This window comes from Caulobacter sp. AVps16 (assembly GCF_058681455.1).
Map to the genome: position 1 here is coordinate 2,094,915 of NZ_CM178739.1, position 21,822 is coordinate 2,116,736.

Annotated in this window: 19 protein-coding genes and 1 tRNA gene; 9 read left to right on the plus strand and 11 right to left on the minus strand. The window is 63.9% G+C overall.

The window, feature by feature from the left end:
• Positions 1-167: 167 nt before the first annotated feature.
• On the minus strand, positions 168-842 hold the full coding sequence (locus ACW17U_RS10070; RefSeq protein WP_492052274.1) for a DUF1345 domain-containing protein: 675 nt from the start codon (positions 840-842) through the stop codon (positions 168-170).
• 294 nt (positions 843-1,136) lie between these two features.
• Here ACW17U_RS10070 and ACW17U_RS10075 point away from each other — a divergent pair, with 294 nt between their 5' ends.
• Together ACW17U_RS10075 and ACW17U_RS10080 are read left to right on the plus strand one after the other, a co-directional pair.
• Complete coding sequence (locus tag ACW17U_RS10075; RefSeq protein WP_084745799.1) at positions 1,137-1,334, plus strand: con-10 family general stress protein; 198 nt, start codon at positions 1,137-1,139, stop codon at positions 1,332-1,334.
• Between the two features lie 241 nt (positions 1,335-1,575).
• Positions 1,576-3,426, plus strand: coding sequence for a phosphoenolpyruvate carboxykinase (GTP) (locus tag ACW17U_RS10080; protein ID WP_492052276.1), 1,851 nt, complete (start codon positions 1,576-1,578; stop codon positions 3,424-3,426).
• A gap of 111 nt (positions 3,427-3,537) precedes the next feature.
• Here ACW17U_RS10080 and ACW17U_RS10085 read toward each other — a convergent pair.
• Positions 3,538-3,628: transfer RNA gene (locus ACW17U_RS10085), tRNA-Ser, on the minus strand.
• Positions 3,629-3,758: 130 nt separating this feature from the next.
• On the opposite strand from ACW17U_RS10085, the gene hfsE reads away from it, so the two are divergent.
• From hfsE to hfsH, 4 genes are read left to right on the plus strand one after another with little or no spacing between them, the layout of a single operon-like run.
• Positions 3,759-5,330, plus strand: a complete 1,572-nt coding sequence (gene hfsE, locus ACW17U_RS10090; protein ID WP_492052278.1) for a polysaccharide biosynthesis protein HfsE — start codon at positions 3,759-3,761, stop codon at positions 5,328-5,330.
• 8 nt (positions 5,331-5,338) lie between these two features.
• Positions 5,339-6,781: a polysaccharide biosynthesis protein HfsF gene (hfsF, locus tag ACW17U_RS10095; RefSeq protein WP_492052280.1), complete on the plus strand. Its 1,443-nt coding sequence runs from the start codon at positions 5,339-5,341 to the stop codon at positions 6,779-6,781.
• Positions 6,778-7,710: a polysaccharide biosynthesis protein HfsG gene (hfsG, locus tag ACW17U_RS10100; protein ID WP_492052282.1), complete on the plus strand. Its 933-nt coding sequence runs from the start codon at positions 6,778-6,780 to the stop codon at positions 7,708-7,710. The genes hfsF and hfsG overlap by 4 nt, the downstream gene beginning before the upstream one ends.
• Positions 7,710-8,483, plus strand: coding sequence for an oligosaccharide deacetylase HfsH (hfsH, locus tag ACW17U_RS10105; protein ID WP_062145633.1), 774 nt, complete (start codon positions 7,710-7,712; stop codon positions 8,481-8,483). The genes hfsG and hfsH overlap by 1 nt, the downstream gene beginning before the upstream one ends.
• Here the strand turns inward: hfsH and ACW17U_RS10110 are convergent.
• From ACW17U_RS10110 to ACW17U_RS10125, 4 genes are all read right to left on the minus strand, one after another.
• Positions 8,480-9,490, minus strand: coding sequence for a sterol desaturase family protein (locus ACW17U_RS10110; protein ID WP_492052284.1), 1,011 nt, complete (start codon positions 9,488-9,490; stop codon positions 8,480-8,482). The genes hfsH and ACW17U_RS10110 overlap by 4 nt on opposite strands.
• Positions 9,491-9,672: 182 nt before the next feature.
• On the minus strand, positions 9,673-10,851 hold the full coding sequence (locus ACW17U_RS10115; RefSeq protein WP_492052286.1) for an O-antigen ligase family protein: 1,179 nt from the start codon (positions 10,849-10,851) through the stop codon (positions 9,673-9,675).
• 62 nt (positions 10,852-10,913) lie between these two features.
• Positions 10,914-11,615 carry a P-loop NTPase family protein gene (locus ACW17U_RS10120; protein WP_062145626.1) on the minus strand — a complete coding sequence of 234 codons (702 nt, stop codon included), beginning with the start codon at positions 11,613-11,615 and terminating at the stop codon, positions 10,914-10,916.
• Between the two features lie 88 nt (positions 11,616-11,703).
• Complete coding sequence (locus ACW17U_RS10125; RefSeq protein ID WP_492052288.1) at positions 11,704-13,203, minus strand: GumC family protein; 1,500 nt, start codon at positions 13,201-13,203, stop codon at positions 11,704-11,706.
• Between the two features lie 85 nt (positions 13,204-13,288).
• On the opposite strand from ACW17U_RS10125, the gene ACW17U_RS10130 reads away from it, so the two are divergent.
• Entirely contained in the window at positions 13,289-14,029 is a 741-nt protein-coding gene (locus ACW17U_RS10130; protein ID WP_062145622.1) for a polysaccharide biosynthesis/export family protein, read from the plus strand.
• Positions 14,030-14,074: 45 nt separating this feature from the next.
• On the opposite strand, the gene ACW17U_RS10135 is transcribed toward ACW17U_RS10130, so the two are convergent.
• Positions 14,075-14,347, minus strand: coding sequence for an SEL1-like repeat protein (locus ACW17U_RS10135; protein ID WP_062151334.1), 273 nt, complete (start codon positions 14,345-14,347; stop codon positions 14,075-14,077).
• 594 nt (positions 14,348-14,941) lie between these two features.
• Between ACW17U_RS10135 and ACW17U_RS10140 the strand changes: the two genes are divergently transcribed.
• Positions 14,942-15,439, plus strand: a complete 498-nt coding sequence (locus ACW17U_RS10140) for an RcnB family protein (protein WP_492052289.1) — start codon at positions 14,942-14,944, stop codon at positions 15,437-15,439.
• 55 nt (positions 15,440-15,494) lie between these two features.
• Here the strand turns inward: ACW17U_RS10140 and gatB are convergent, their stop codons facing one another.
• The 3 genes from gatB to gatC are packed head-to-tail and all read right to left on the minus strand — an operon-like array spanning position 15,495 to position 18,750.
• Positions 15,495-16,985 carry an Asp-tRNA(Asn)/Glu-tRNA(Gln) amidotransferase subunit GatB gene (gatB, locus tag ACW17U_RS10145; RefSeq protein ID WP_492055721.1) on the minus strand — a complete coding sequence of 497 codons (1,491 nt, stop codon included), beginning with the start codon at positions 16,983-16,985 and terminating at the stop codon, positions 15,495-15,497.
• A gap of 5 nt (positions 16,986-16,990) precedes the next feature.
• Positions 16,991-18,463: an Asp-tRNA(Asn)/Glu-tRNA(Gln) amidotransferase subunit GatA gene (gene gatA / locus ACW17U_RS10150; protein ID WP_492052291.1), complete on the minus strand. Its 1,473-nt coding sequence runs from the start codon at positions 18,461-18,463 to the stop codon at positions 16,991-16,993.
• Positions 18,463-18,750, minus strand: a complete 288-nt coding sequence (gene gatC / locus ACW17U_RS10155; protein ID WP_062145614.1) for an Asp-tRNA(Asn)/Glu-tRNA(Gln) amidotransferase subunit GatC — start codon at positions 18,748-18,750, stop codon at positions 18,463-18,465. Before gatC ends, gatA begins: the two co-directional genes overlap by 1 nt.
• Before the next feature lie 122 nt (positions 18,751-18,872).
• On the opposite strand from gatC, the gene ruvX reads away from it, so the two are divergent.
• Positions 18,873-19,364: a Holliday junction resolvase RuvX gene (ruvX, locus tag ACW17U_RS10160; protein WP_492052293.1), complete on the plus strand. Its 492-nt coding sequence runs from the start codon at positions 18,873-18,875 to the stop codon at positions 19,362-19,364.
• A gap of 801 nt (positions 19,365-20,165) precedes the next feature.
• Here ruvX and ACW17U_RS10165 read toward each other — a convergent pair.
• The gene (locus ACW17U_RS10165; RefSeq protein ID WP_492052295.1) at positions 20,166-21,698 is read right to left on the minus strand and encodes an acyl-CoA carboxylase subunit beta; all 1,533 of its coding nucleotides are present in this window, start codon (positions 21,696-21,698) and stop codon (positions 20,166-20,168) included.
• Positions 21,699-21,822 lie beyond the last annotated feature (124 nt).

The window sequence follows — 21,822 nt, forward strand, 5'->3', positions numbered from 1 at the left end:
ATCAGCCCCATTGCAGGCGCAGCGTCCTATTCCCTGCTGGCCGAGTTGCAACTGGTCATGGGCGGCGGATGCAGGCTTTCACCGCCGCCAAACCTGGGATGAGGCGCTCGGGGCGGCCAACGTGCAACCGGCCTGGTGCCTGAAATGCCAGTGCAAGCGCGACGCTGCTAACTGCCGATTACGCCCGCGATGATGTTGATCCCCAGGGCAAGGATAGCCGTGTTGTAGGCAAAGGCAGTGGCCGCATGGGCGGTTACCAGTCGCCGCAAACGAGAGGTCAGCACCGTGTTGTCCGATACCTGGAAGGTCGCCCCGACGCTGAAGGCCAGATAGACGAAATCCATATAGCTGCTTGGTGGTTCACCGGGAAACCCGATCCCGCCATGACGGTTGCCGTCGCCGAAATGGCGATGGGCATAGTGCGGTACGAAGACCGACTGCAAAGTCAGCCATGATAGGACCAGCGTTGCGCCGGCATTGACCGCCAGAAATGTCTTGGCTGAGCCCTGTACAGTCCTCGCGGCGACCATGGCGTCGACCACAGCGGCCAAACTGACAGCGATCGCAGCAAGGACGATCAGCATCAGCACCGAGCGCCCCTCATCGTCCCGGGCCGCGCGAATACGAATTTCGGCCTCTTCGGCGCGCAGAAACATTCGCCAGGTCAGAGCCAGATAGGCGTTCGCTGCGGCATTCCAGCCCACCAGGAGCGGGGAGCCCGGCGGGGCCTGCAGTTTCACGGCGAGACACCAGGCGGCAAGACCAACAAGGCATCCGGCTCCCAATCGCCAGTGTGGCGGGGTGATATGGGTCGAAGGCTTGGATCTGTCGGACTTCGGCACGGGCTGGATCTCCTGATCCGGGTCGCAAAGGGGCCTATTAGACCCGATTAGCCGCGTCTTGGTGTGAACCGAATACAGCTTCGCCAGTTACGTCATGGACCGCGCAGGACCCGCCACCATGACCGACCCAGATTCTCCTCTGTCCCCTGAAACACCCTTTCCGGAATACGACCCGGACACGCTGCCCGATGAAGTCCCACCCAATACCTTGCCGGCCGACCCTGGCGATCAGCGCCCCTACGACGCTGCGCGCCTCTCAGCGATCTAGACCTGTATCGAGCTGGAGCCCTTCCAATGGACCTCACTAGCGAACCTCCCCGCGGCCGCCGCGGTTTCGCCGCCATGGACCCCGAAAAGCGCCGTGAGATTGCGCGGAAAGGCGGAGCCAGCGTGCCGAGCGAAAAGCGAAGCTTCGCCAAGGATCGAGACCTCGCCGCCAACGCGGGCCGGAAGGGTGGGTCATCATCGCGCCACCTAAGGCCAAGCGACTAACGCTCCGTCTTCAGGGTCATGCCAACCTTCGGTCTATAGGTCATGGCGATCGGCTGCGGGGCCACCACAGGCAAAATATCGCTCAACTTGAAACTGAAGAGCAGCAAGACGACTGATTTTGCCCTTCTGAAAAGCGACAACGTTGTCATAGGCATGACAGTCTATCGGCGTTGCTCAAGGTCGCTATACTGACGTTAAAGGCGGACAATAGTTCCGCCAAAATACGCAGGCAGGATGAGCAATGCAGATCGAAGGGCCGGGCACCGTGGTGCCCCCTACCAAACACGTGCGTCTCTTGGCATGGGTCAACGAGGTCGCCGCTCTCACCAAGCCCAAGGCGATCCATTGGTGTGACGGCTCAGATGCAGAATGGGAGCAACTGACCAGTGAGCTTGTCGCCACCGGTACGCTGAAGCGCCTGAATCCTGCCCTCCGCCCAAACTCGTTCTACGCCGCCTCCGATCCACGCGACGTTGCGAGGGTGGAAAGCCGAACCTTTATCTGTTCGCAGGACAAGGACGACGCTGGCCCCACCAACAACTGGCGCGACCCACAGGAGATGCGCGCGGTCCTTGGCGAACTGTTCGACGGCTGCATGCGCGGCAGGACCATGTATGTCGTACCCTTCTCCATGGGTCCGGTTGGATCCCCGATCAGTGCACTTGGCGTCGAGATCACCGACAGCGCCTATGTCGCGGTGTCGATGCGGGTCATGACCCGCATGGGACAGCCCGCGCTAGACGCCCTGGGCGAAGACGGCTTCTTTGTGCCGGCGCTCCACACACTGGGCGCGCCTCTGGCAGACGGGCAGGCCGACGTGGCCTGGCCGTGCAATGAAGAGAAGTACATCGTTCATTTCCCGGAAAGCCGGGAAATCTGGTCCTTTGGTTCCGGCTATGGCGGCAACGCCCTGCTTGGCAAGAAGTGCTATGCCCTGCGTATTGCTTCGGTGATGGCCCGCGACGAGGGCTGGCTGGCCGAGCACATGCTCATCCTCAAGCTCACCTCGCCTGCCGGCAAGGTTCGCTATGTCGCGGCGGCCTTCCCCAGCGCCTGCGGCAAGACCAATATGGCCATGCTGCAGCCGACCCTGCCAGGCTGGAAGGCCGAAACCATTGGCGACGATATCTGCTGGATGCGTTTTGGGACCGATGGCCGACTGTATGCCATCAATCCCGAAGCCGGCTTCTTCGGCGTGGCCCCCGGCACGGGCAACAAGACCAACCGAAACGCGATCGATACCCTGCACGCCAACTGTATCTATACCAATGTCGCCCTGACAGCGGATGGCGACGTCTGGTGGGAAGGCCTGACCTCAACGCCGCCGGAAGGCCTGACCGACTGGAAGGGTCGTGCCTGGACCCCGGCCATGGGCGAACCTGCAGCCCACCCCAATGCCCGCTTCGCCGTCCCGGCCGGCCAGTGCCCGGTCATCGCCGACGAATGGGAGGACCCGGCGGGAGTGCCCATCTCGGCGATTCTGTTTGGCGGTCGCCGCGCTTCAGCGGTGCCCCTGGTCACTGAGGCCTTCGACTGGGAGCATGGCGTTTTCCTCGCCTCCAACGTCGCGTCCGAAGGGACGGCTGCGGCCGAGAACAAGATCGGCGAACTTCGCCGGGATCCGTTCGCGATGCTGCCCTTCTGCGGCTACAACATGGGCGACTATTTCAGTCACTGGCTGAAGGTCGGTGCCCAGGCTGATCCCGCCAAGCTTCCGCGCATCTATTTCGTCAACTGGTTCCGCAAGGACGATACCGGCCGGTTTGTCTGGCCTGGCTATGGGGAAAATGCCCGCGTTCTCAAATGGATCGTCGAGCGCCTCGAGGGCGAGGCAGGGGCGACCGACTCGGCCATCGGCCGTCTTCCCGCGCCTGACGCTCTGGACGTTGCCGGGCTGAACCTGACGCCAGAAGACCTCAAACTCCTGCTTTCGATCGACAAGTCGGTCTGGCTTGAAGAGGCCAAACTCATCGAGGATGGCTACCGTCGGCTTGGCTCGCGTATGCCCCAGACACTCTACGACCAACTTGAGGCACTGCAGGCTCGCCTTGCGCCTGCGACTGTCGAGACCCGCGCGCTCGAAAGCGTCTAGCAATCGGTCATGGGTCGCTCCGCCCTGCTGGGCGGCCCATGACTGCAGTTCGGCTCGATTCGAGGGATCTCTCGACCGGACTCGCCCGGCGGCAATGAAAATGAGGGTAGGTGGCGGAGACGGAGGGATTCGAACCCTCGATACCCTTTTGGGGTATGCCGCTTTAGCAAAGCGGTGCCTTCAGCCTCTCGGCCACGTCTCCTCCTGAGAGGGAGCGGCTGGATAGCCTGTTCGTGGGCCCATGACAATCATGCGTGGAAGGAAATCGGTGCGTTAACGTCAAGCTCAGACCGCGAAGCTAGATTGGTTGCTAGTTTATCGGTCCAGAGCCCATGCCGCCCGTCATTTCCCGCGATCTCCCGGTCCCGAGCGACGCCGCATCCGACGGTGCGCCGAAGGTGGACGTGGTCCCAACGCCCCCCCGCAGCCGGACTTCGCGACATTCACCATCCAGCGCGCGCAGAGGCCCTTTCCGTCCCGAGCATCTGGTTCCGGCGCGGGCTCGATTCGAGGCGCGCGCCCTGGCTCGGGCGTTCCGGGCCGTCGATGCGCTTATCGCAGCCGGATACTGCGCGGCGATGTTCGCAATAATGTCGCAGCGCCCCGGGGACCCTCTAATTCCCGGACACGCCATCCTGTCCCTGGGTGGGGGCCTGCTCGTGCTGCTCCTCTCGCTTCGGGCTCTGGACGCCTATGTTTTCGCGCGGCGCGAGCCCCTGCCCCGACACGCCCTGCGAGTCGCGGCCGCCTTTGGCGCAGGGGCAACCACAGTCCTGGCGGTAAACACCGCCCTGCCCGCCTGGAACGCCCCCACGGTCTTTCCGGTCGTCGCCTTTATGGGCCTGGCTCCCCTGGTTCTGGTCCTGCACACCGGCTGGTGGATCATCATCGGCCGCGGGCGCCGGCATGGACGTCTGACGCCCAATATCGTTGTGGTCGGCGCTACTGCCAATGCTCAGCATCTGATTGAAGCCGCATTGCGAACCGGCGAGGTCAATGTGCTGGGGATCTTCGATGACCGGCTGGACCGCGCGCCGGAAAACCTTTTGGGCGTACCCGTGCTGGGCGACACCTCAGCCCTGATCGACCACCGTGTCATGCCTTATGTTGACCGCATCGTGATCACGGTCACACCGGCCGCTCAGAGCCGGGTCCGGCAGCTGGTAGAAAAGCTGGAAGTCCTGCCCAATCCGATCAGTCTGTTCGTCGACGTCGGCCGCGATCAGGCCAGCGATGCCGCAGTGTCCCGCATTGCCGATGCCGCCCTGACAGACCTATCCGGCAACCTAGGCAGCACGCGCAAAGCCATAGTCAAACGCCTGCAGGATCTGGTTGTCGGAATCAGTGGCCTGATCGTCGCCGCGCCGATCATGGCGATCGTGGCCATCGCCGTCCGCCTGGACAGTCCTGGCCCGGTCTTTTTCCGTCAACGTCGGCATGGCTTCAACAACGAGGAGATCCTCGTCTGGAAGTTCCGCTCCATGCGCCACGACATGGCTGACGCCAAGGCTGTCCGCCAGATCAGCGCCAATGATGATCGCGTGACCAAGGTTGGGCGGTTTATCCGCAAGACAAGCCTCGATGAGCTTCCCCAGTTGTTCAACGTCCTGGCGGGCGAGATGTCGATCGTCGGTCCGCGACCCCACGCAGTCGGCATGAAGACCGGCGACGTGGAGTCGGCAAAACTGGTGGAGCAATACGCCCACCGACATCGCATGAAGCCGGGCGTCACAGGCTGGGCCGCCATAAACGGCTCACGCGGACCGGTTGATACACCAGAACTCGTCCGCGAGCGGGTTGCCCTGGACGTGGACTACATCGAACGGCAATCCTTCTGGCTCGACCTCTACATCATCATCATGACCATCCCCTGCCTGCTGGGGGACCGGGCGACAGTGCGCTGAGGTCTACGATGTTCTGGCGTGGCATCCTCGGCTATCTGCCGGTCAACATCGCCCAGGGCGTGGTTGGCCTGCTGACCATCGTCCTGTTCACGAGGGTTCTCACGCCTGAGGAATATGGCAGCTACGCCCTGGCCTTCTCGGCCTTGAGCCTGACCCAGACCCTCCTTCTGACCTGGTCTGAAGCGGCCATGGCGCGCTTCTTCGCGGCTCGCAGCGAAGATGGTCGACTGCCGGACCACTTCGCGACGCTGTATCGCCTATGGTTTGGCTGCGCCCTGGTGATCCCCGTGATAGCGGGCTTCGTCCTGTTCCTGCTGCCGCTCGCCGCCCCGATGAAGGTCGCTTTGGCTGCGGCCTTCGCCTCCGCCAGTATCAAAAGCCTGACCAAGCTGTCCCAGGAACGCCGTCGGGCTGCGGGCGAAGTCTCAAGCGCGGCCCTGCTCGACATCGTCCAGACCGTTGGCGGCTTCCTCCTGGGCCTGGTCCTTGCCCTTGCCGGCCTGGGCGGCGCGGCACCCCTGATGGGCATGGGGGCGATCTCGCTGCTCTGCCTCATATTCGTGCTTCCCACGGACCTGGGGCGGATGAGAGGGGGGCACTTCGATCGGGCCCTGGCTCGTGACTATGCGACCTATGGCGTGCCGGTCGCGCTGTCGCTGATCCTGGCCCTGGTGCTTGCGACCACAGACCGTTTCCTTCTGGCGGCTTATCTGGGTGAAGCAGCGGTCGGGGTCTACCATGCCGGCTATTCACTGGGCAGCCGGACCCTGGACGTCGTCTTCATCTGGCTGGGCATGGCGGGCGGCCCCGCCCTTGTATCCGCACTGGAGCGTGGCGGTGCTGCAGCCTTGAAGGATGCTGCCCGCGAGCAGGCCTCCTTCATGGTCCTGCTGACCCTGCCCGCCGCTGTGGGTCTCGCCCTGGTCGCCGAGCCGCTGGTCGAACTGATGGTCGGCGAGTCGCTCCGCGCCGGCGCGGTTCAGGTCGTTCCCTGGATCGCCGCCAGCGGCTGGCTGGCGGGTGTCACCACCTACTATCTGCTCCAGGCCTTCACCCTGGGTCGACGCACACCGATGCTGATCGTCGCCATGGCGGTCCCAGCCCTTGCCAATCTGGTGCTGAACCTGGTCCTGATCCCCAGGCTCGGCCTGAACGGTGCCCTTTGGGCCACAACGGCGAGCTATGGGATCGGCGCGCTGGCGGCCTGGACCCTTGGCCAAGGCGCTCAGCCCCTGCCAATTCCCTGGCGCACGCTGGGCAAGTCGGGCCTAGGCTGTGTAGTCATGGCGGTCTCTGTCATGGCCATGCCCTCTCCCGGCGGCCTTCAGGAACTGATCCTGAAGGCGGGCGTGGGTGCGGTCGTCTATGGCGGCATCATGCTGGGACTCGATGTCGACGGTCTTCGCGGCAAGATCTCTGGTCTCATTCGACGAAAGGCCCGTCCTGCATGATCTCTCCGGTCAAAGAGTTCATCGTGGACAATGCAGCCTGGACGACGGCCAAGCCACGCCTCTCCGTGTTGATCCCGATGTTTCGCGATGACCCGTCAGCCCTGCTTGCAGCGCTCGATGATCCGGCTGTTTGTGCTGAGGTCATCGTTCTGGACGACGGAAGCGGAGACGATGCCCTGGCCAGCCGCATCGCCGGCCGGATCGAGCGGATGCGGCTGCCCGCTCGCCTGGTTCGACTGACGGCCAACCAGGGCCGCTCCAAGGGGCGCAACCTGCTGGCCAGGCATGCGCGCGCGAACCACTTCCTGTTTCTCGACAGCGACATGCTGCCCGATCCCGCTGATTTCCTGGCCCGTTGGGCGGCCCTGGCCGAACGGGAGAACACGCCGATCGCCTTTGGCGGCTTTACCCTCAACCAGACCCTCCTTCGCCCCGAGCACGCCCTTCATCGGGCCATGGCGTTGCGGGGAGACTGCACGCCTGCACCGGAGCGGGCCAAGGCCCCGGAAAAGCACGTCTTTACCTCCAATCTGCTGGTCCGCCGCGACGTCTTTGAAGCGGTCGCCTTCGATGAGGGGTTCAGCGGTTGGGGCTGGGAGGACGTCGAGTGGGCCATGCGGGTCGGACGCAGCCATCCCATTCTGCACATCGACAATTCAGCCACGCATCTGGGCCTCGATACTGCGCCGGTCATAGCGGCCAAGTATGAGCAGTCGGCATCGAACTTTGCCCGCGTCGTCAGCGCCCACCGCGAGATCGTCAGCACCTATCCCAGCTACAAGGTGGCGCGCGCCCTGAAACACATCCCGCTCAGGACGGCCTGGCGGCCCCTGTTGAAGGCATTTGCTCTCAACGAGGCCGCTCCGACCGCCCTGCGAGCCTTGGCCATGCGGCTCTATCGCGCCGCGCTCTATTGTGAAGCCGTATGATGCAGACCAGCCATGACAAGGTCGACGCCTATGAGCCCGACCGCACCCTGAAGGGGAAGTTGCGTCGCCGGCTCATCCGACTGGCCTATCGCCGCCCGGCGCGGGTCAAGCTGGAGCGACCCATGGTCTCTTTCAGTTTTGACGATGCCCCGGCCACGGCCTGCGTCGCTGGCGCAGCCGTCCTGGAGGCGCGGGGCCTGCGCGGCACCTATTATTTCGCAGCCGGCCTGACGGGACGCGAAGGCCCCATGGGTCGGTTCGCCACGGGCGAGGACGCAGCGCGCCTGCATGAGGCCGGTCACGAGATCGGGTGCCACACCTACTCCCACCTCGATTGTGGTCAATCGACACAAGAGGCGACACAAGCCGACCTGGACCAGAACGCTGCGGCGCTAAGGTCTTGGGGTGTCGCTGCTCCCGTCAGCTTCGCCTATCCCTATGGAGACGTCGGCGCGCCTGCCAAACAGCTCTTGGCGGCGCGGTTCAAGACCGTCAGAGCCCTGCATCACGGTCTGATCGCCAATGGCGCAGACCTGAACCAGGCCCCCGCCGTGGGGATTGAGGGCGAGGACGGAGAATCTGTCGCCCTGAACTGGCTGGACCGTGCCCATGCGCGCAAGGCCTGGCTGATCCTCTATACCCACGACGTCTCTGACACGCCGTCCCAATGGGGCTGTTCGACCCAAGCGCTTGAGCGACTGGTCGATGGCGCAATTCATGCCGGCTTCGACGTCGTTACCGTCGCCGAAGGGGCCCGCCGGATCGGCCTCTAGAGCTTCGCGGCACGGGGCTTCGGTAGCAGAGACAGGTCCGAATCCGGCCCATCATTGCGCCCCCCGAACAGACCGATCCAGAAGTGCAGATAGTCACGCAGCATGTCGCGCAGGACGAACAATCCATGCCGGTAGGGTGTGTCGACGCCAATGGCGATTGACGCATCCGCGTCGCCGTACCAGGTGCCGAACATCCGGTCCCAGATCGGAGCGATCGCGAAGTGCCCCGTAGGATGGCTCATATCCAGCTTGTGGTGCAGGCGGTGATGATTGGGCGACTGGATCAGATAGCGACCGACCCATCCCCAGTTCGCGTCAATCCTCGAATGGATCAGGAAGCCAATGCCCACCACAAGGACATTGACGTAGATCATCACATCCGCCGGCGCACCGAGAACAGCCATCGGCAGATTGACCACAAAGACACCTGTAAAGGCCGCCGGGTGCTGTCGACCGGCGGTGATCACGCCAAAGTCGCTCGCTGAATGGTGATAGCGGTGCAGAGGCCAGAAGCGGCGGGTGTGGTCCAGCCGGTGGGTCCAGTAGTCGAAGAAGGTGTAGACATAGAAATAGAACACGACCTGGAGCGGCAATGGCACCGGCGGTGGCCCGATATCCAGGCCCGTGGTGGTCCGCAGCCAGTTCTGAACCCAGGCGCCGGAAACCATCGAGGCCCCCAGCATCAGAACACGCCCGACAATGTCGAGAATGCGGGCCTGCCCCAAGACGAAGCAGGCCAGATCGGACTTCAGTGAGGCGGTTGGGGAAAAGAGCAGCTGGCGGGCCGAACTCTTCGACCATCCAACGGTAACCGCCTCGATCCAGAGTGCCGAAGGCAGAAGCAGGAAGATCAGGGCGGCATTGTTGATGTGCTCATGCGCCGAATCCGTCTGCAGCGTCCGGCCCAGCAGGGTCAGAGACACCTGGCCCGGCACGACCTGCAGGACGCTCCACCATGCCAGGCCCACCAGGGCAACATAGACCAGAAAGCTGAGAATGATCGCCAAGCGCGCCGGCCCAGACCCCGAGGGCTTGTTCCCCGTGCTGGATTGGTCTTCGCTGGAACCGTCGTTCGGCCCGGCCTGAATGGCTGTGGTCTGCACTGATCAGGGCTCCGCCCATTTCGACGTCTAGGATCTGAACGGAGATCCTAGGTCACGGCGGTTAAAAACTTGGTTCGCGCCAGCGCCTAGTCGCGTGCCTGCTGCCAATCCGAAAAGGCCAGCTTGGCCGCAAACGTCACAAAAAGCGCCCAGCGAAAGTCGTTGTAGACCACCGCGATGCTCTCAGTCAGCGACACCAGGGTGTAGACAACCAGAAACGGAAAGACGAGCAGCGCTCCGCGCTCACGGAACACGGCGATGATCGCCAGGGTCAGGGTCTGAAGATAGAATAGACCCCAGGCCGCCAGGCCGATGATGCCCATACCAAGCCACTGCTCGATCCAGGAGTTGTGAGCATGGTGGGCCTGGAACCCCGCATCCTTGGAGATCCAGGCAAAAGGGCCCCATCCGGATTTGTTGTCCCAAACGGCAGCGTAGCCATAGCCGGTCCAGGGTCTGAGTTCGATCTGGCGCATGGCCGCACTCCAGATCTCCGTTCGGCCTGTCAGGGTGGCGTCCTTGCCAAGAATGGCAAAGAACACATCGGAAGCCACGAGCAGGAACCCTGCCACCAGCAGAACGCCGGTCACGCCCGTCCAGGTGATGGCCGCGCTGGCTGCGGGGCTCCGTCTGGCGATCAGAACAAAGACCAAGGCCGCCGCCCCGACGAGAAGAGAGGCCAGGGACGTCTTGGATGTGGACATCAGGACCAGCACCAGTGCCAGGCCTGCGAAGGGCCACCAAAGCCTTGCCCTCTGGGGATTGAGCAGAGCGGCAGCCGAGAGCAAACAGAAGCCGAGGGCCATCAGCCCCCCGAGCCCGTTCTTCTCCATCCACAGCCCTCTCCAGGCTCCAGGGAACAGCTCCGTCATCACGCCGATGGACGGCACGGCCAGACAGACAAAGAAGCTGGCAACGATCAGCACGACAAAGGTCGCTCCCACCACCTCGGCCAGTTCAGCCCACTTGTAGCGGGCGGCGAGCGCCAGTCCGCCCAGGGTGGTGCAGGTGACCGCAAACGCGCGACGGGTCGTGACGTCCGGCGCTATGGACCAGAAGGTCGAGCCAATCACGATCAGCATCAGCGCGATCAAAAGCGGCTGGCGAACCAGCACCCGCAGCAGGTTGCGAGGATTGAGCGCGATCAGCAGAAAGCCTGCGGCATAGGCGGGCAGATAGGCGACGCGCATGAAGCCTGCGGCGGACTCGTCGGCCTTTTCACCAAAAAGCGGTAGGGCCCAGCCGCCGCTGTAGAGCAGCAGCATGGCGACTGCCGCGCAGAAAAGCGCGATCTGAGGCAGGAGGAGCGGTGCCCTCCCCGGCTGCGTCACGGGAGGATCGCCCGCAGGAAGGCGGGCGGCTGCACAGAGGCCTGGTTGAAGAACACACCCGCGCAACGACCACCCGCTGTGGCCAGGGCATCGCGCAGCTGGGCGGGAGGCTTGACGTCAGGTTGCTGGGCCGAAACCACCAGAACCGTCTGATCCATGTGCTGGGCTACGGTCAGGGCAGCCTGGGAGCGATCTGTCGACGGACTGTCGACGACAATGACCTCCGCGTGGCGACGCAGCGCCTGCCAATACTCGGCACCCGGAATGATGTGGACCTTTTGACGCCCTCGAAGAGCATCGCGATTGAAGCGCGTAACCCAAAGGCGAGATCCGCCGACACTATGTGCGGTCAGGTACTTGGAATCCGGCCAGACGCCACCGTCAGAGCGGGGAGCCGGTGGCTGAACCGTGAAGAAGGCCGACTCATCAGGCGAAGCGGCCACGGCCGGTCCCAGGACGCCAAACCGCTCGGGCTGCGACGAAAGGGTCTGGAACTGGTTTGAAGTCGCCAGATCCATATCGACCAGCCAGGTCTTGCGGCCGGCGCGGGCGGAGGTGAAGCGGGCGAGTTCGCGGGCTATGGTGGATGTGCCCTCACCTCTCCGGGCGGCAACCACCTGGATGACGTGCGGACGCCCAGGCGCTGGTGCGCCCAGTGAGCTCCACAACTCCGCCATCTCGGCGTTCAAATCTACCATCCGTCGAATCGCCGCGCGTTCAGAAGCTTCAAACTAGCGCCATTCCCTGAGCGCGCGAAAGGCGACCAAAGCACTCATTGGGAACCGCTCAGGGCTTGTAGCCGGCGGAGGCCAGAACCGGGAGGTTCAAGGTCCGAGCCGCCGAAGCAGGGGTCTGCAAGCCAGGACGGAGAAACATCCTAACCAGGCCGGCACAGGCTGCCGTGAAGGCCGCAAACAGGATCGTCAGGGCAAGAATGGGCTTCTGCAGGCTCTTGCCTTGAGACGGTGCCACAGCGCGCTGGACGATGCGAATATTGTCGCTGCTTTCCGATGACATCCGACGTTGCGCCTCGTCCTGCTGCTCCTTGACCGTGAAGTCACGAACATTGGACGACAGGACATCGCGATCGCGGCTCAGCTGATTGAACTGCGGCTCAAGTTCAGCCAGGCGCAGCAAGCGCTGATTCACATCCGCGACCTGCTGACCCGCGGTTGCCTCAGACACCCGAAGGGCCGCGACTTCGGCGATCAGGTCGTTGCGGGAGGTCTGCAGGGTTTGCCAAATCGGATTGGGGCCACTCCGCCGCGCGCCCTCACCACTGGTGCGCCCCGCCGCCATGCCCTTTTCCAGTTGGGCAATCTGGGCATCGATATCGCGAACCGGGCTCGCATCGGAACGATAGCGAGAGAGCAAACCCTCACGATCCAGCTTCAACTGGTTGAGTTTTGCCGCCGCCGTCGTGTCGGCATCGCGATAGAGCACGGTTTCGGCCGGCGTCCGCGCGAGTTCAGACTCGACCGCAGCCAGTCGGGCGGTGCGATCCTGCAACTGGGCTTCAATCGAGTACTTCTGCTGCTCGACCTGAGTCTGCAGTTGCGTCAGCGTCGCCTTCTGGGCCGAAAAGTCGCCGATGTCATTGGTGGTCAGGAAGGACTGGTAGCTCGTGTCCGTCTCCTGGAGCTTTTGCTCGAAGATGTCTTTCTGCCGCTGCAGGACACGGTCGTCGCCACCAATCAGCAGCCGCCGACGATAGGTGAGATACTCTTCCAGCAGGGTGTTCAACACCTTCTCAGCCCGATCCGGAGCTTCGTTCTGGTAAGACAGCCGGATAATGGAATTGTCCGGCGCGGTCTCGATCTTGAGGTTCTTGGCGATGGAATCGCGGCCGAGGGCGATCAACTTGCGCTTACCTTCCGGCGTCGCAGCGGCATATTTTGCGGCCTGTGAGGGAAACACTTCCGCGAAGCCGAGCTTGCGAATAACCCGCTCTCGAAGTTCGCCGCTCCCGAGAATTTCGGCCTCAGACTGAATGACCTGATCCACGTCCGGCACCGCTCCGCGGCCAGCATCGCCGGCGCGGGGTTCATAGACATATTCCTGGCCCAGGCGAACGAAGAGGCTGGATTCTGCGGTGTAGTTCTTTTTCAGGGTCAGCGAGAAGGCGATGCCCAGGCCGGCAATCACCAGGAAAATGCCCAGCATCAGGAAACGTTCTCGCCATAGCAGCGTGATGAAGTCGGACGGCGCATAGCGGGCACGGGTCGCCCAGTCGCGTTGCGATGGAGGATCGTGCGGCACACTGGTCCAGGCGCTCGTCGTCGACATACGAATCCGAAGGGTTCACTCTCAGAGCCAAACTGGTCCGCCCGCCCTTAAGAGTTCGTTACCCATTCCTGTTAAGACTTGCTGCATGCACTCACGCACGCCCCTTTCGACGGCCCTGGCCATCCTGCTTCTGAGCAGTGGTGTAACGGCCTGTAGCCATGTGGACGGCGAGCCGCTCACGCCCGCGCCACGCCCCAGCGCGAACTTCCCGAACATCGGCTATGCGGACTGGTCCGAACAGGAGCCCTCCTATCGGTTCTATCCAGGCGATGAGGTCGAGGTGACGGTGGCATCGGCCACCGAACTCAACAGAACGGCCATCATTCAGCCGGACGGGCGCATTGTCCTGCCCCTGCTGGGACCGGTAATGGCAGCGGACCGTACGATTTTTGAGCTGGAGGATGCGATCACCGAGGCCTATGGCAGCCAGCTGCTCAGGCCACAGGTGCAAGTGGCGGTGAAAGCCACAATGCCGCTCAAGGTGTTTGTTGGCGGCGAGGTCGGCGCTCCCGGCGTCTACGACATGCCGGGTGATGTGGACGCGCTGCGCGCCGTCATTCAGGCTGGCGGCTTCAAGGCATCCTCAAAGCGCAGCCAGGTTGTGATCATTCGTCGCGGGCCAGACGGCCGCGCCATGTTGCGGACAGCCGACCTCCTGAAGGGCATGACCAATCCGGGTGGCATAGACCTGATCCCGCTCCGCAGGTTCGACATCGTTTACGTGCCCCGCAGCGGAGCGGCCGAAACGGGTCTATTCATGCAGCAGTATTTCCGGGACCTGCTACCGGTCAGTTTCAGCTACGCAGTCAACGGCGTCGGCCAATAGACTCCAGCTGAGGACTGGCCTGCTGCCGAATCCGGAAAGCCGGATTCAGCCGTGTGCCAGCCATTCCCGCGCGGCGCGCTGGGCTTCGGCGACGTCTTCGCTGGCCATCTCCTGCGACAGTTCCTTGCGATAGACCTTTGCTTCGACCGAGCCGCGCATGGCTGCCAGATTGAACAGCATATGAGCCGAGACATAGTCGACAGGCGCACCACCCTGGCCGGTGGAATACATCAGCCCCATGCGGAACAGCTCGTCGCCCGAGGACTCAGGGGTCGGCAGCGGCAGGACATGGGCGGGCGGGGGTTCGAGGCTCATCATCATGGCGTCTTCTCCACTTGCAGGCCCCTCAGACGTTCTGTCCGATCTCAGGCCTGAGAGCAGGAAAGTCCATCGCCACTGAATATATAGTTAAGCGGCGCGACATCATGAATCATGATCTGAATACATGCATTCTTCAGGGGTATTACTCAGTGTAAAGGCATGTATACGGCGAGTTAACGCCGCGCCCTTCGGCAACCCAGGACGTCTATCGCCAGGTCGAGCCCAGCGAAGACTCAAAGCCGCCAGAGACACGTCAAACGGCCGGTTTGTCAGGCCATTCCGGCGCTTTGGGGCCCCGAGCGGCTAGGGTCGAGCCCAGGCCGAAGCGCCCCTCTGCACCATCACTGAAGCGCCGGTTTGTGCCGCAGGCAAGCCATGTCGCGTTGAAGCCGTCCGCCTTGGACGATTGGTCGCAGATCAAATCCCGATCCGCACGTTGCCGATTCACCACACCAAGCGCCCTGACCACCGGAGCAAGACCGGTGCCTGACAGCCCCATTCAGGCCCGGTTCAGCCGGCCAGAACAACCTTGCTCGCCAGGTCGAGGGACTCGGCGGTTGAGAAACCGCCCGACCAAAAGGAGTGGACGAGATGAAACGTCTGTTGCTCACCATCGCTGCGGTCGCCTCGGTGGCCGCCCCCATCGCGCTCACGGCCAGCGACGCTTCGGCCCAGGATCGCGGCGGATGGGACCGTCGCGAGGATCGCTGGGACCGCCGTGAAGATCGTCGCGACGCCCGGCACGACGGCGGACGCTGGAACCGCCGCGAGGACCGCTGGGACCGGCGAGAAGACCGCTGGGATCGCGGCCGCCACAATGGTTACTACTATCGCGACCGCTTCTATTACGGCGCGCCCCCGTCACACTATTACGGCCGCCCTGGCTATAGGCCCGGATACAATGCCTGGCGGCGCGGAGCCTATCTGCCGCCCTATTATCGCAGCGGGGGCTATGTCGTTCACGACTACCACCGCTACCGTCTGCATGCGCCGCCGCGCGGCTATTACTGGTACCGGGCCGGCAATGACTATGTCCTCGCCGCCATTGCGACCGGACTGATCTTCGACGTGATGAACGGCGGCTACTAGCCGCCGCCTAGACTGCCGCGCCCCGGGACCCAGGGTCCGGGGCGCGGTTTCAGGCCTACAGGCCCAGCTTGGACTTCAGGAGATCGTTGACCGTGGCCGGATTGGCCTTGCCACCGGTCTCCTTCATCACCTGGCCGACGAACCAGCCGATGGCCTGGGGCTTGTCCTTCACGGCCGCAGCCTTGTCCGGATTGGCGGCGATCAGGGCGTCAATAGCCGCCTCGATGGCCCCGGTATCGTTGATCTGGACCAGGCCACGCTTCTCGACGATCTCGGCAGGACGCCCCTCGCCGGCCCACATGTGCTCGAAGACCTCCTTGGCGATCTTCGACGAGATGGTGCCGTTCTCGATCAGCTCGACCAGCTGGGCGATGTCGGACGAGGGCAAGGGCGAGTTGGCGATCTCGTGGCCGCCCGAGGACAGCTTCGAGAGCAGCTCATTGGTCACCCAGTTGGACACCAGCTTGGCATCCCGCCCCTTGGCGGCGGCTTCGAAATAGTCGGCCCGGTCGCTTTCAATGATCAGCACCCCGGCATCATAGGCCGACAGGCCATACTCGCTCTGAAGACGCGCCTTCTTGGCGTCCGGCAGCTCCGGCAGGGTGGCCTCGATCGACTGCACCCAGTCGGGATCAAGGATCAGCGGCAGCAGGTCGGGATCGGGGAAGTAGCGATAGTCATGCGCCTCTTCCTTGGACCGCATCGAGCGGGTTTCCAGCTTGTTCGGATCGAACAGGCGCGTTTCCTGATCAACCTTGCCACCGTCTTCGAGGATCTCGATCTGGCGACGGGCCTCATATTCGATGGCCTGCTGGATATAGCGGTACGAGTTGACGTTCTTGATCTCGCAGCGCGTGCCCAGATGGCTGAAGCTGCCGGTCTCGCGGAACTTCTCGTAGGCCCCGGGACGGCACACCGAGACATTGACGTCGGCGCGCAGGTTGCCCTTGTCCATGTCGCCATCGCAGGTGCCCAGATAGACCAGGATCGTCCGCAGCTTCTTCACATAGGCGGCGGCCTCTTCCGAGGTCCGCATGTCGGGCTTGGAGACGATCTCCATCAGCGCCGTACCCGCACGGTTCAGGTCGACATAGGTCGCGTTCGGATCCTGATCGTGCAGCGACTTGCCGGCATCCTGCTCCAGGTGCAGGCGCTCGATGCGCACCTCGAAGGTCGTGCCGTCGTCGCGCTCGACCGTGACGACGCCCTCACCGACGATCGGCTGATCGAACTGGCTGATCTGATAGCCCTGCGGCAGGTCGGGATAGAAGTAGTTCTTGCGGTCGAACCGGCTCTTCAGATTGATCTTGGCCTTCAGGCCCAGACCCGTCTTGACCGCCTGCTCAACGCAGAAGCCGTTCAGGACCGGCAGCATGCCGGGCATGGCGGCATCCACCAGGCTGACCTGCTCATTGGGGCCCGCGCCGAAGCCGACGGCCGCGCCGGAGAACAGCTTGGACTTGCTGGCAACCTGGGCGTGGACCTCAAGGCCCAGAACGATTTCCCAGGGGCCGGTGCGGCCCTGAATGGTCTTGGAATCGGTCATCGCGCTCACCACCACTTTCCGGCCTTGGCGTTGAACCCGGCCGCCTTTTCCAGCGCCCCGGCCACCGAGAATACCGTGCCCTCATCGAGGGGCTTGCCGATGATCTGCAGGCCCAGAGGCAGACCATTGGCATCGAGGCCGGCCGGCAGGGACAGACCCGGCAGGCCGGCAAGGTTGGTCGTCACCGTGAACACGTCATTCAGGTACATGGCGATCGGATCATTGCTGTTCTCGCCCAGGCCGAAGGCCGCCGACGGGGCCGTCGGGGTCAGGATGGCGTCGCAGCGCTCCCAGGCCTTGTCGAAGTCCTCGGCGATGCGGCGACGCACCTTCAGGGCCTTCAGATAATAGGCGTCATAATAGCCGGCGCTGAGCACATAGGTGCCGATCAGGATGCGGCGCTTGACCTCGTCGCCGAAGCCTTCGGCGCGGGTGTTCTCATAGGTTTCGGTCAGGTTGCCGCCCTCGGCCCGCAGGCCGTAGCGCATGCCGTCATAACGGGCCAGGTTCGACGAGGCTTCGGCCGGAGCGACGATGTAATAGGCCGGCAGGGCGTACTTGGTGTGCGGCAGGGTGATGTCGACGATCTCGCAGCCGGCTTCCTTCAGCCAGGCGATGCCGTCTTCCCACAGCTTCTCGATCTCGGCCGGCATGTTGTCGACGCGGTATTCCTTGGGAATCCCGATCTTCAGGCCCTTGACCGACTTGCCGACGAACTGGGTGAAGTCCGGCACCGGCACGTCGAGGCTGGTGGAGTCCTTGGGGTCATGGCCGCACATCGAGGTCAGCAGCAGGGCCGCATCCTCGACGGTCTTGGCGATCGGGCCGGCCTGGTCCAGCGAGCTGGCAAAGGCCACGACGCCCCAGCGCGAGCAGCGGCCATAGGTCGGCTTGATGCCCACAGTGCCGGTAAAGGCGGCCGGCTGGCGGATCGAGCCGCCGGTGTCGGTGGCGGTGGCCCCCAGGCACAGGTCGGCGGCCACGGCCGCAGCCGATCCACCCGACGAGCCGCCGGGGGTCAGGGCCTTGTTGCTGGCCGTCGAGCGCCAGGGATTGGTCACCGGGCCGAAGGCGCTGGTCTCGTTGGACGAGCCCATGGCGAACTGGTCGAGGTTGAGCTTGCCCAGCATCACCGCACCGTCGCGCCACAGCTGGCTGGTGACGGTGGATTCGTACTCCGGGACAAAGCCCTTGAGGATGTTCGAGCAGGCGGTCGTCTGGACGCCTTTGGTGCAGAACAGGTCCTTGATGCCCAGGGGCGCGCCGTCCAGCGGGCCGGCTGCACCCAGGGCGCGGCGGGCGTCGGAGGCCGCGGCCATGGCCAGGGCCTGTTCCGGGGTCTCGACGATGAAGGCGTTCAGGGCCCGCGCGGCCTCAATGGCCTCGATATGGGCCGTGGTCAGTTCGACCGAGGTGAAGTCGCCGGCCGTCAGGCCATCGATGGCACCCTTCAGGGTCAGGGAGGTCAGGGCACTCATTATTCGACCACCTTGGGCACGACGAAGAAGCCGTCGACAGACTTGGGCGCATTGGAGGTGATCACCGAGGCGTCGCCGCCCATGGTCACCACGTCCTCGCGCAACGGGGCACCGGCCCCGACCACGCTGGTCAGGGGCTCGACGCCGTCGGTATCGACCTCGGCCAGCTGTTCAATCCACGCCATGATGCCGTTGAGCTCCTGGGCCAGGGGCTCCAGGCGATCTTCGGGTGTGGCGATCCGCGCGAGCCGCGCGACCTTGCGCACTGTGGCGACGTCAATGGCCATGGGGGCCTCCTGAATTCCAAGCGCGTGGGTTAGCCGCCAGAGGGGCGCTTTGACAAGGGTTCCTAACCTAAGTTGGGCGCTTCCCAATGTAAGTTGGGCGCTTCGATGTGTTATGAGGCGCGATGCCCGTTTTAGACATCGAAGACTTCGCCGCCGCCATCCCCGATTACCTGCCGATCGTCGGCCTCGATCCCGGCGAAAAAACCATCGGCGTGGCCGTTTCCGACGTCACCCTGACCGTCGCTAGTCCCCTGGCCCTGATCCGCAAGTCCAAGTTCACCGAGGACGCCGAGACGCTCTTCAAGCTGATGGGTAGCCGCAAGGCCGCCGGCATCGTCATTGGCCTGCCGATGAACATGGACGGCACCGAGGGCGTCCGCTGCCAGTCCAACCGCGCCCTTGGCCGCAACCTGTTGCGCCTGCAACCGCACGTGCCGATCACCTTCTGGGACGAGCGCCTGTCGACCGCTGCCGTGACCCGGGTGCTGATCGAGGAGCACGACGTCAATCGCAAGCGTCGCGCCGAGGTGGTCGACAAGATGGCCGCCGGCTGGATCCTGCAGGGCGCGCTGGAGCGGATGAGGGGCATCCGCGAGGCGGCCGGCAAGGTTTGATCGATTCACCACTCGCCCCCTCCTGACCGCTATCGCGGTCGTCCTCCCCCGGAGGGGGAAGATGGGTTCGCGCCTTTCATCTTCCCCCTCCGGGGGAAGACGGTCGCGAAGCGACCCGTAGGGGGCAAGTCAGACGGACACGGCTTCGCGACCTCACACGATCTCTCGCTGAGTTGTGGAAAGGGTCGCGAAGCGTCCGGGCTCGCCCGGATGATTGGATAGAGTAACCGTTTCGACGAAGCCGTCCGCTCCGCGTCACCGTTTTCCGTCAGCCTCCCGCCAGGTGGCCCTGTTGAGGCCTTACCGGGACCCGGATCCCGCCGTTTCCAGCGCGTTCCGGCGGTCGAAGAGGACGGGCTTACAGCCAGACACGCCCTTTTGCCTTCAACCACGCCGACGGCGGGCGGGTCTGGCCAGCAACCAGATCCCCGGACCGGTCGAGTATCCCCCTCGACCCCAGCCCCGCTCGATCACCCCCCGCCGCCGCAATGGTCGCTGGCCTTGCGCCCTTTCCTCGCGACGAGGTGGGTACAGAATACGGGAGGATTGGGCGCGTCGGACGGGCGCGGTGGTTGTTTTTACAGGGCGTTGAATGGGCTGGGGTTGGTTCGGGAAAGCACGGGGATAAGGGGCAGTCTTTCCCCGTACTTGCCCCCTACGGGCTGCTACGCAGCCGTCTTCCCCCGCAGGGGGAAGATGTAGGGCGGCAATCTCATCTTCCCCCCGCAGGGGGGAGGACGACCTGCGCAGCAGGTCAGGAGGGGGCCAGCGGCGCTGGCCGGTTGACCACGCCGACAGGCCCTAGAGCGGGATGTTGTCGTGCTTCTTCCAGGGGTTGGACAGTTCCTTGCCCTTCAGGCTCTTCAGGCCCCGGACAATCCGCCGACGGGTGCCGTGCGGCATGATCACGTCGTCGATATAGCCGCGGCTGGCGGCTACGAACGGATTGGCGAAGGCGGCCTTGTATTCGGCCTCGCGGGCAGCCAGGGCGACCGGATCCTTAGCCTCGGCGCGGAAGATGATCTCGACCGCCCCCTTGGCCCCCATGACCGCGATCTCGGCGGTGGGCCAGGCATAGTTGAGGTCGCCGCGCAGGTGCTTGGAGCTCATCACGTCATAGGCGCCGCCATAGGCCTTGCGGGTGATGACCGTGATCTTGGGCACCGTGGCCTCGGCATAGGCGAACAGCAGCTTGGCGCCGTGTTTGATCAGGCCGCCATATTCCTGCTTGGTGCCCGGCATGAAGCCCGGGACGTCGACCAGGGTGACGATCGGAATGTTGAAGGCGTCGCAGAAGCGCACGAAGCGCGCGGCCTTGCGGCTGGAATCGATGTCCAGCACCCCGGCCAGAACCTGGGGCTGGTTGGCAACGATGCCGACGCTCTCGCCGTCCATACGGGCAAAGCCGCAGATGATGTTCTTGGCCCATTCGCTGGAGATCTCGAAGAAGTCGGCTTCGTCGACGATCTTCAGGATCAGTTCCTTCATGTCGTAGGGCTTGCCCGGATCGCTGGGGATCAGGGTGTCGAGGCTCATCTCCTCGCGAAGGGGCTCATCGAAGCTCTCGCGGTCGGGCGCCGTTTCGCGATTGGAGCTGGGCAGGAAATCGACCAGGCGGCGGACCTGGGTCATGGCCTCCAGGTCGTTCTCGAAAGCCCCTTCGGCGACGCCCGACTTGGCCGCGTGGACCCGGGCTCCGCCCAGTTCCTCGGCAGTGACCACCTCGTTGGTGACCGTCTTGACCACGTCAGGACCGGTCACGAACATGTAGCTGGTGTCCTTCACCATGAAGATGAAGTCGGTCATGGCCGGCGAATAGACGTCGCCGCCGGCGCAGGGGCCCATGATCACGCTGATCTGCGGCACGACACCCGAGGCCAGGACGTTTTCCATGAAGATGTCGGCATAGCCGGCCAGGCTGTCGACACCCTCCTGAATGCGGGCCCCGCCGGCATCGAACAGGCCGATGATCGGCGCGCCGACCTTCATGGCCTGGCGCTGGACCTTGACGATCTTGGCCGCGTGAGCACCCGACAGCGAGCCGCCGAACACCGTGAAATCCTTGGAGAAGACATAGACGACCTTGCCATTGATCGTGCCCCAGCCGGTGACGACGCCGTCTCCGGGGATCTTCTGGTCCTGCATGCCGAAGTCGGCGCTGCGGTGCTCGACGAACATGTCGAACTCTTCGAAGCTGCCTTCGTCGAGGAGCAGGTCGATGCGCTCGCGAGCCGTCAGCTTGCCCTTGGCGTGCTGGGCCGCGACGCGTTTGTCGCCGCCGCCGCCCTTGGCCTGCTCGCGACGACGATCCAGTTCCTCGAGAATATTCTGCACGGATGCGTTCCCCTGCTCCAGACGGCGATCTCCCAGGCCGTGGGGCCGCCTTATCGGACGAGGGGTAAAGCCGCGCGGCCGGACTGGCAAGCCAGCCCTTACGGCAGTGCAGCAAAGCCGGCCG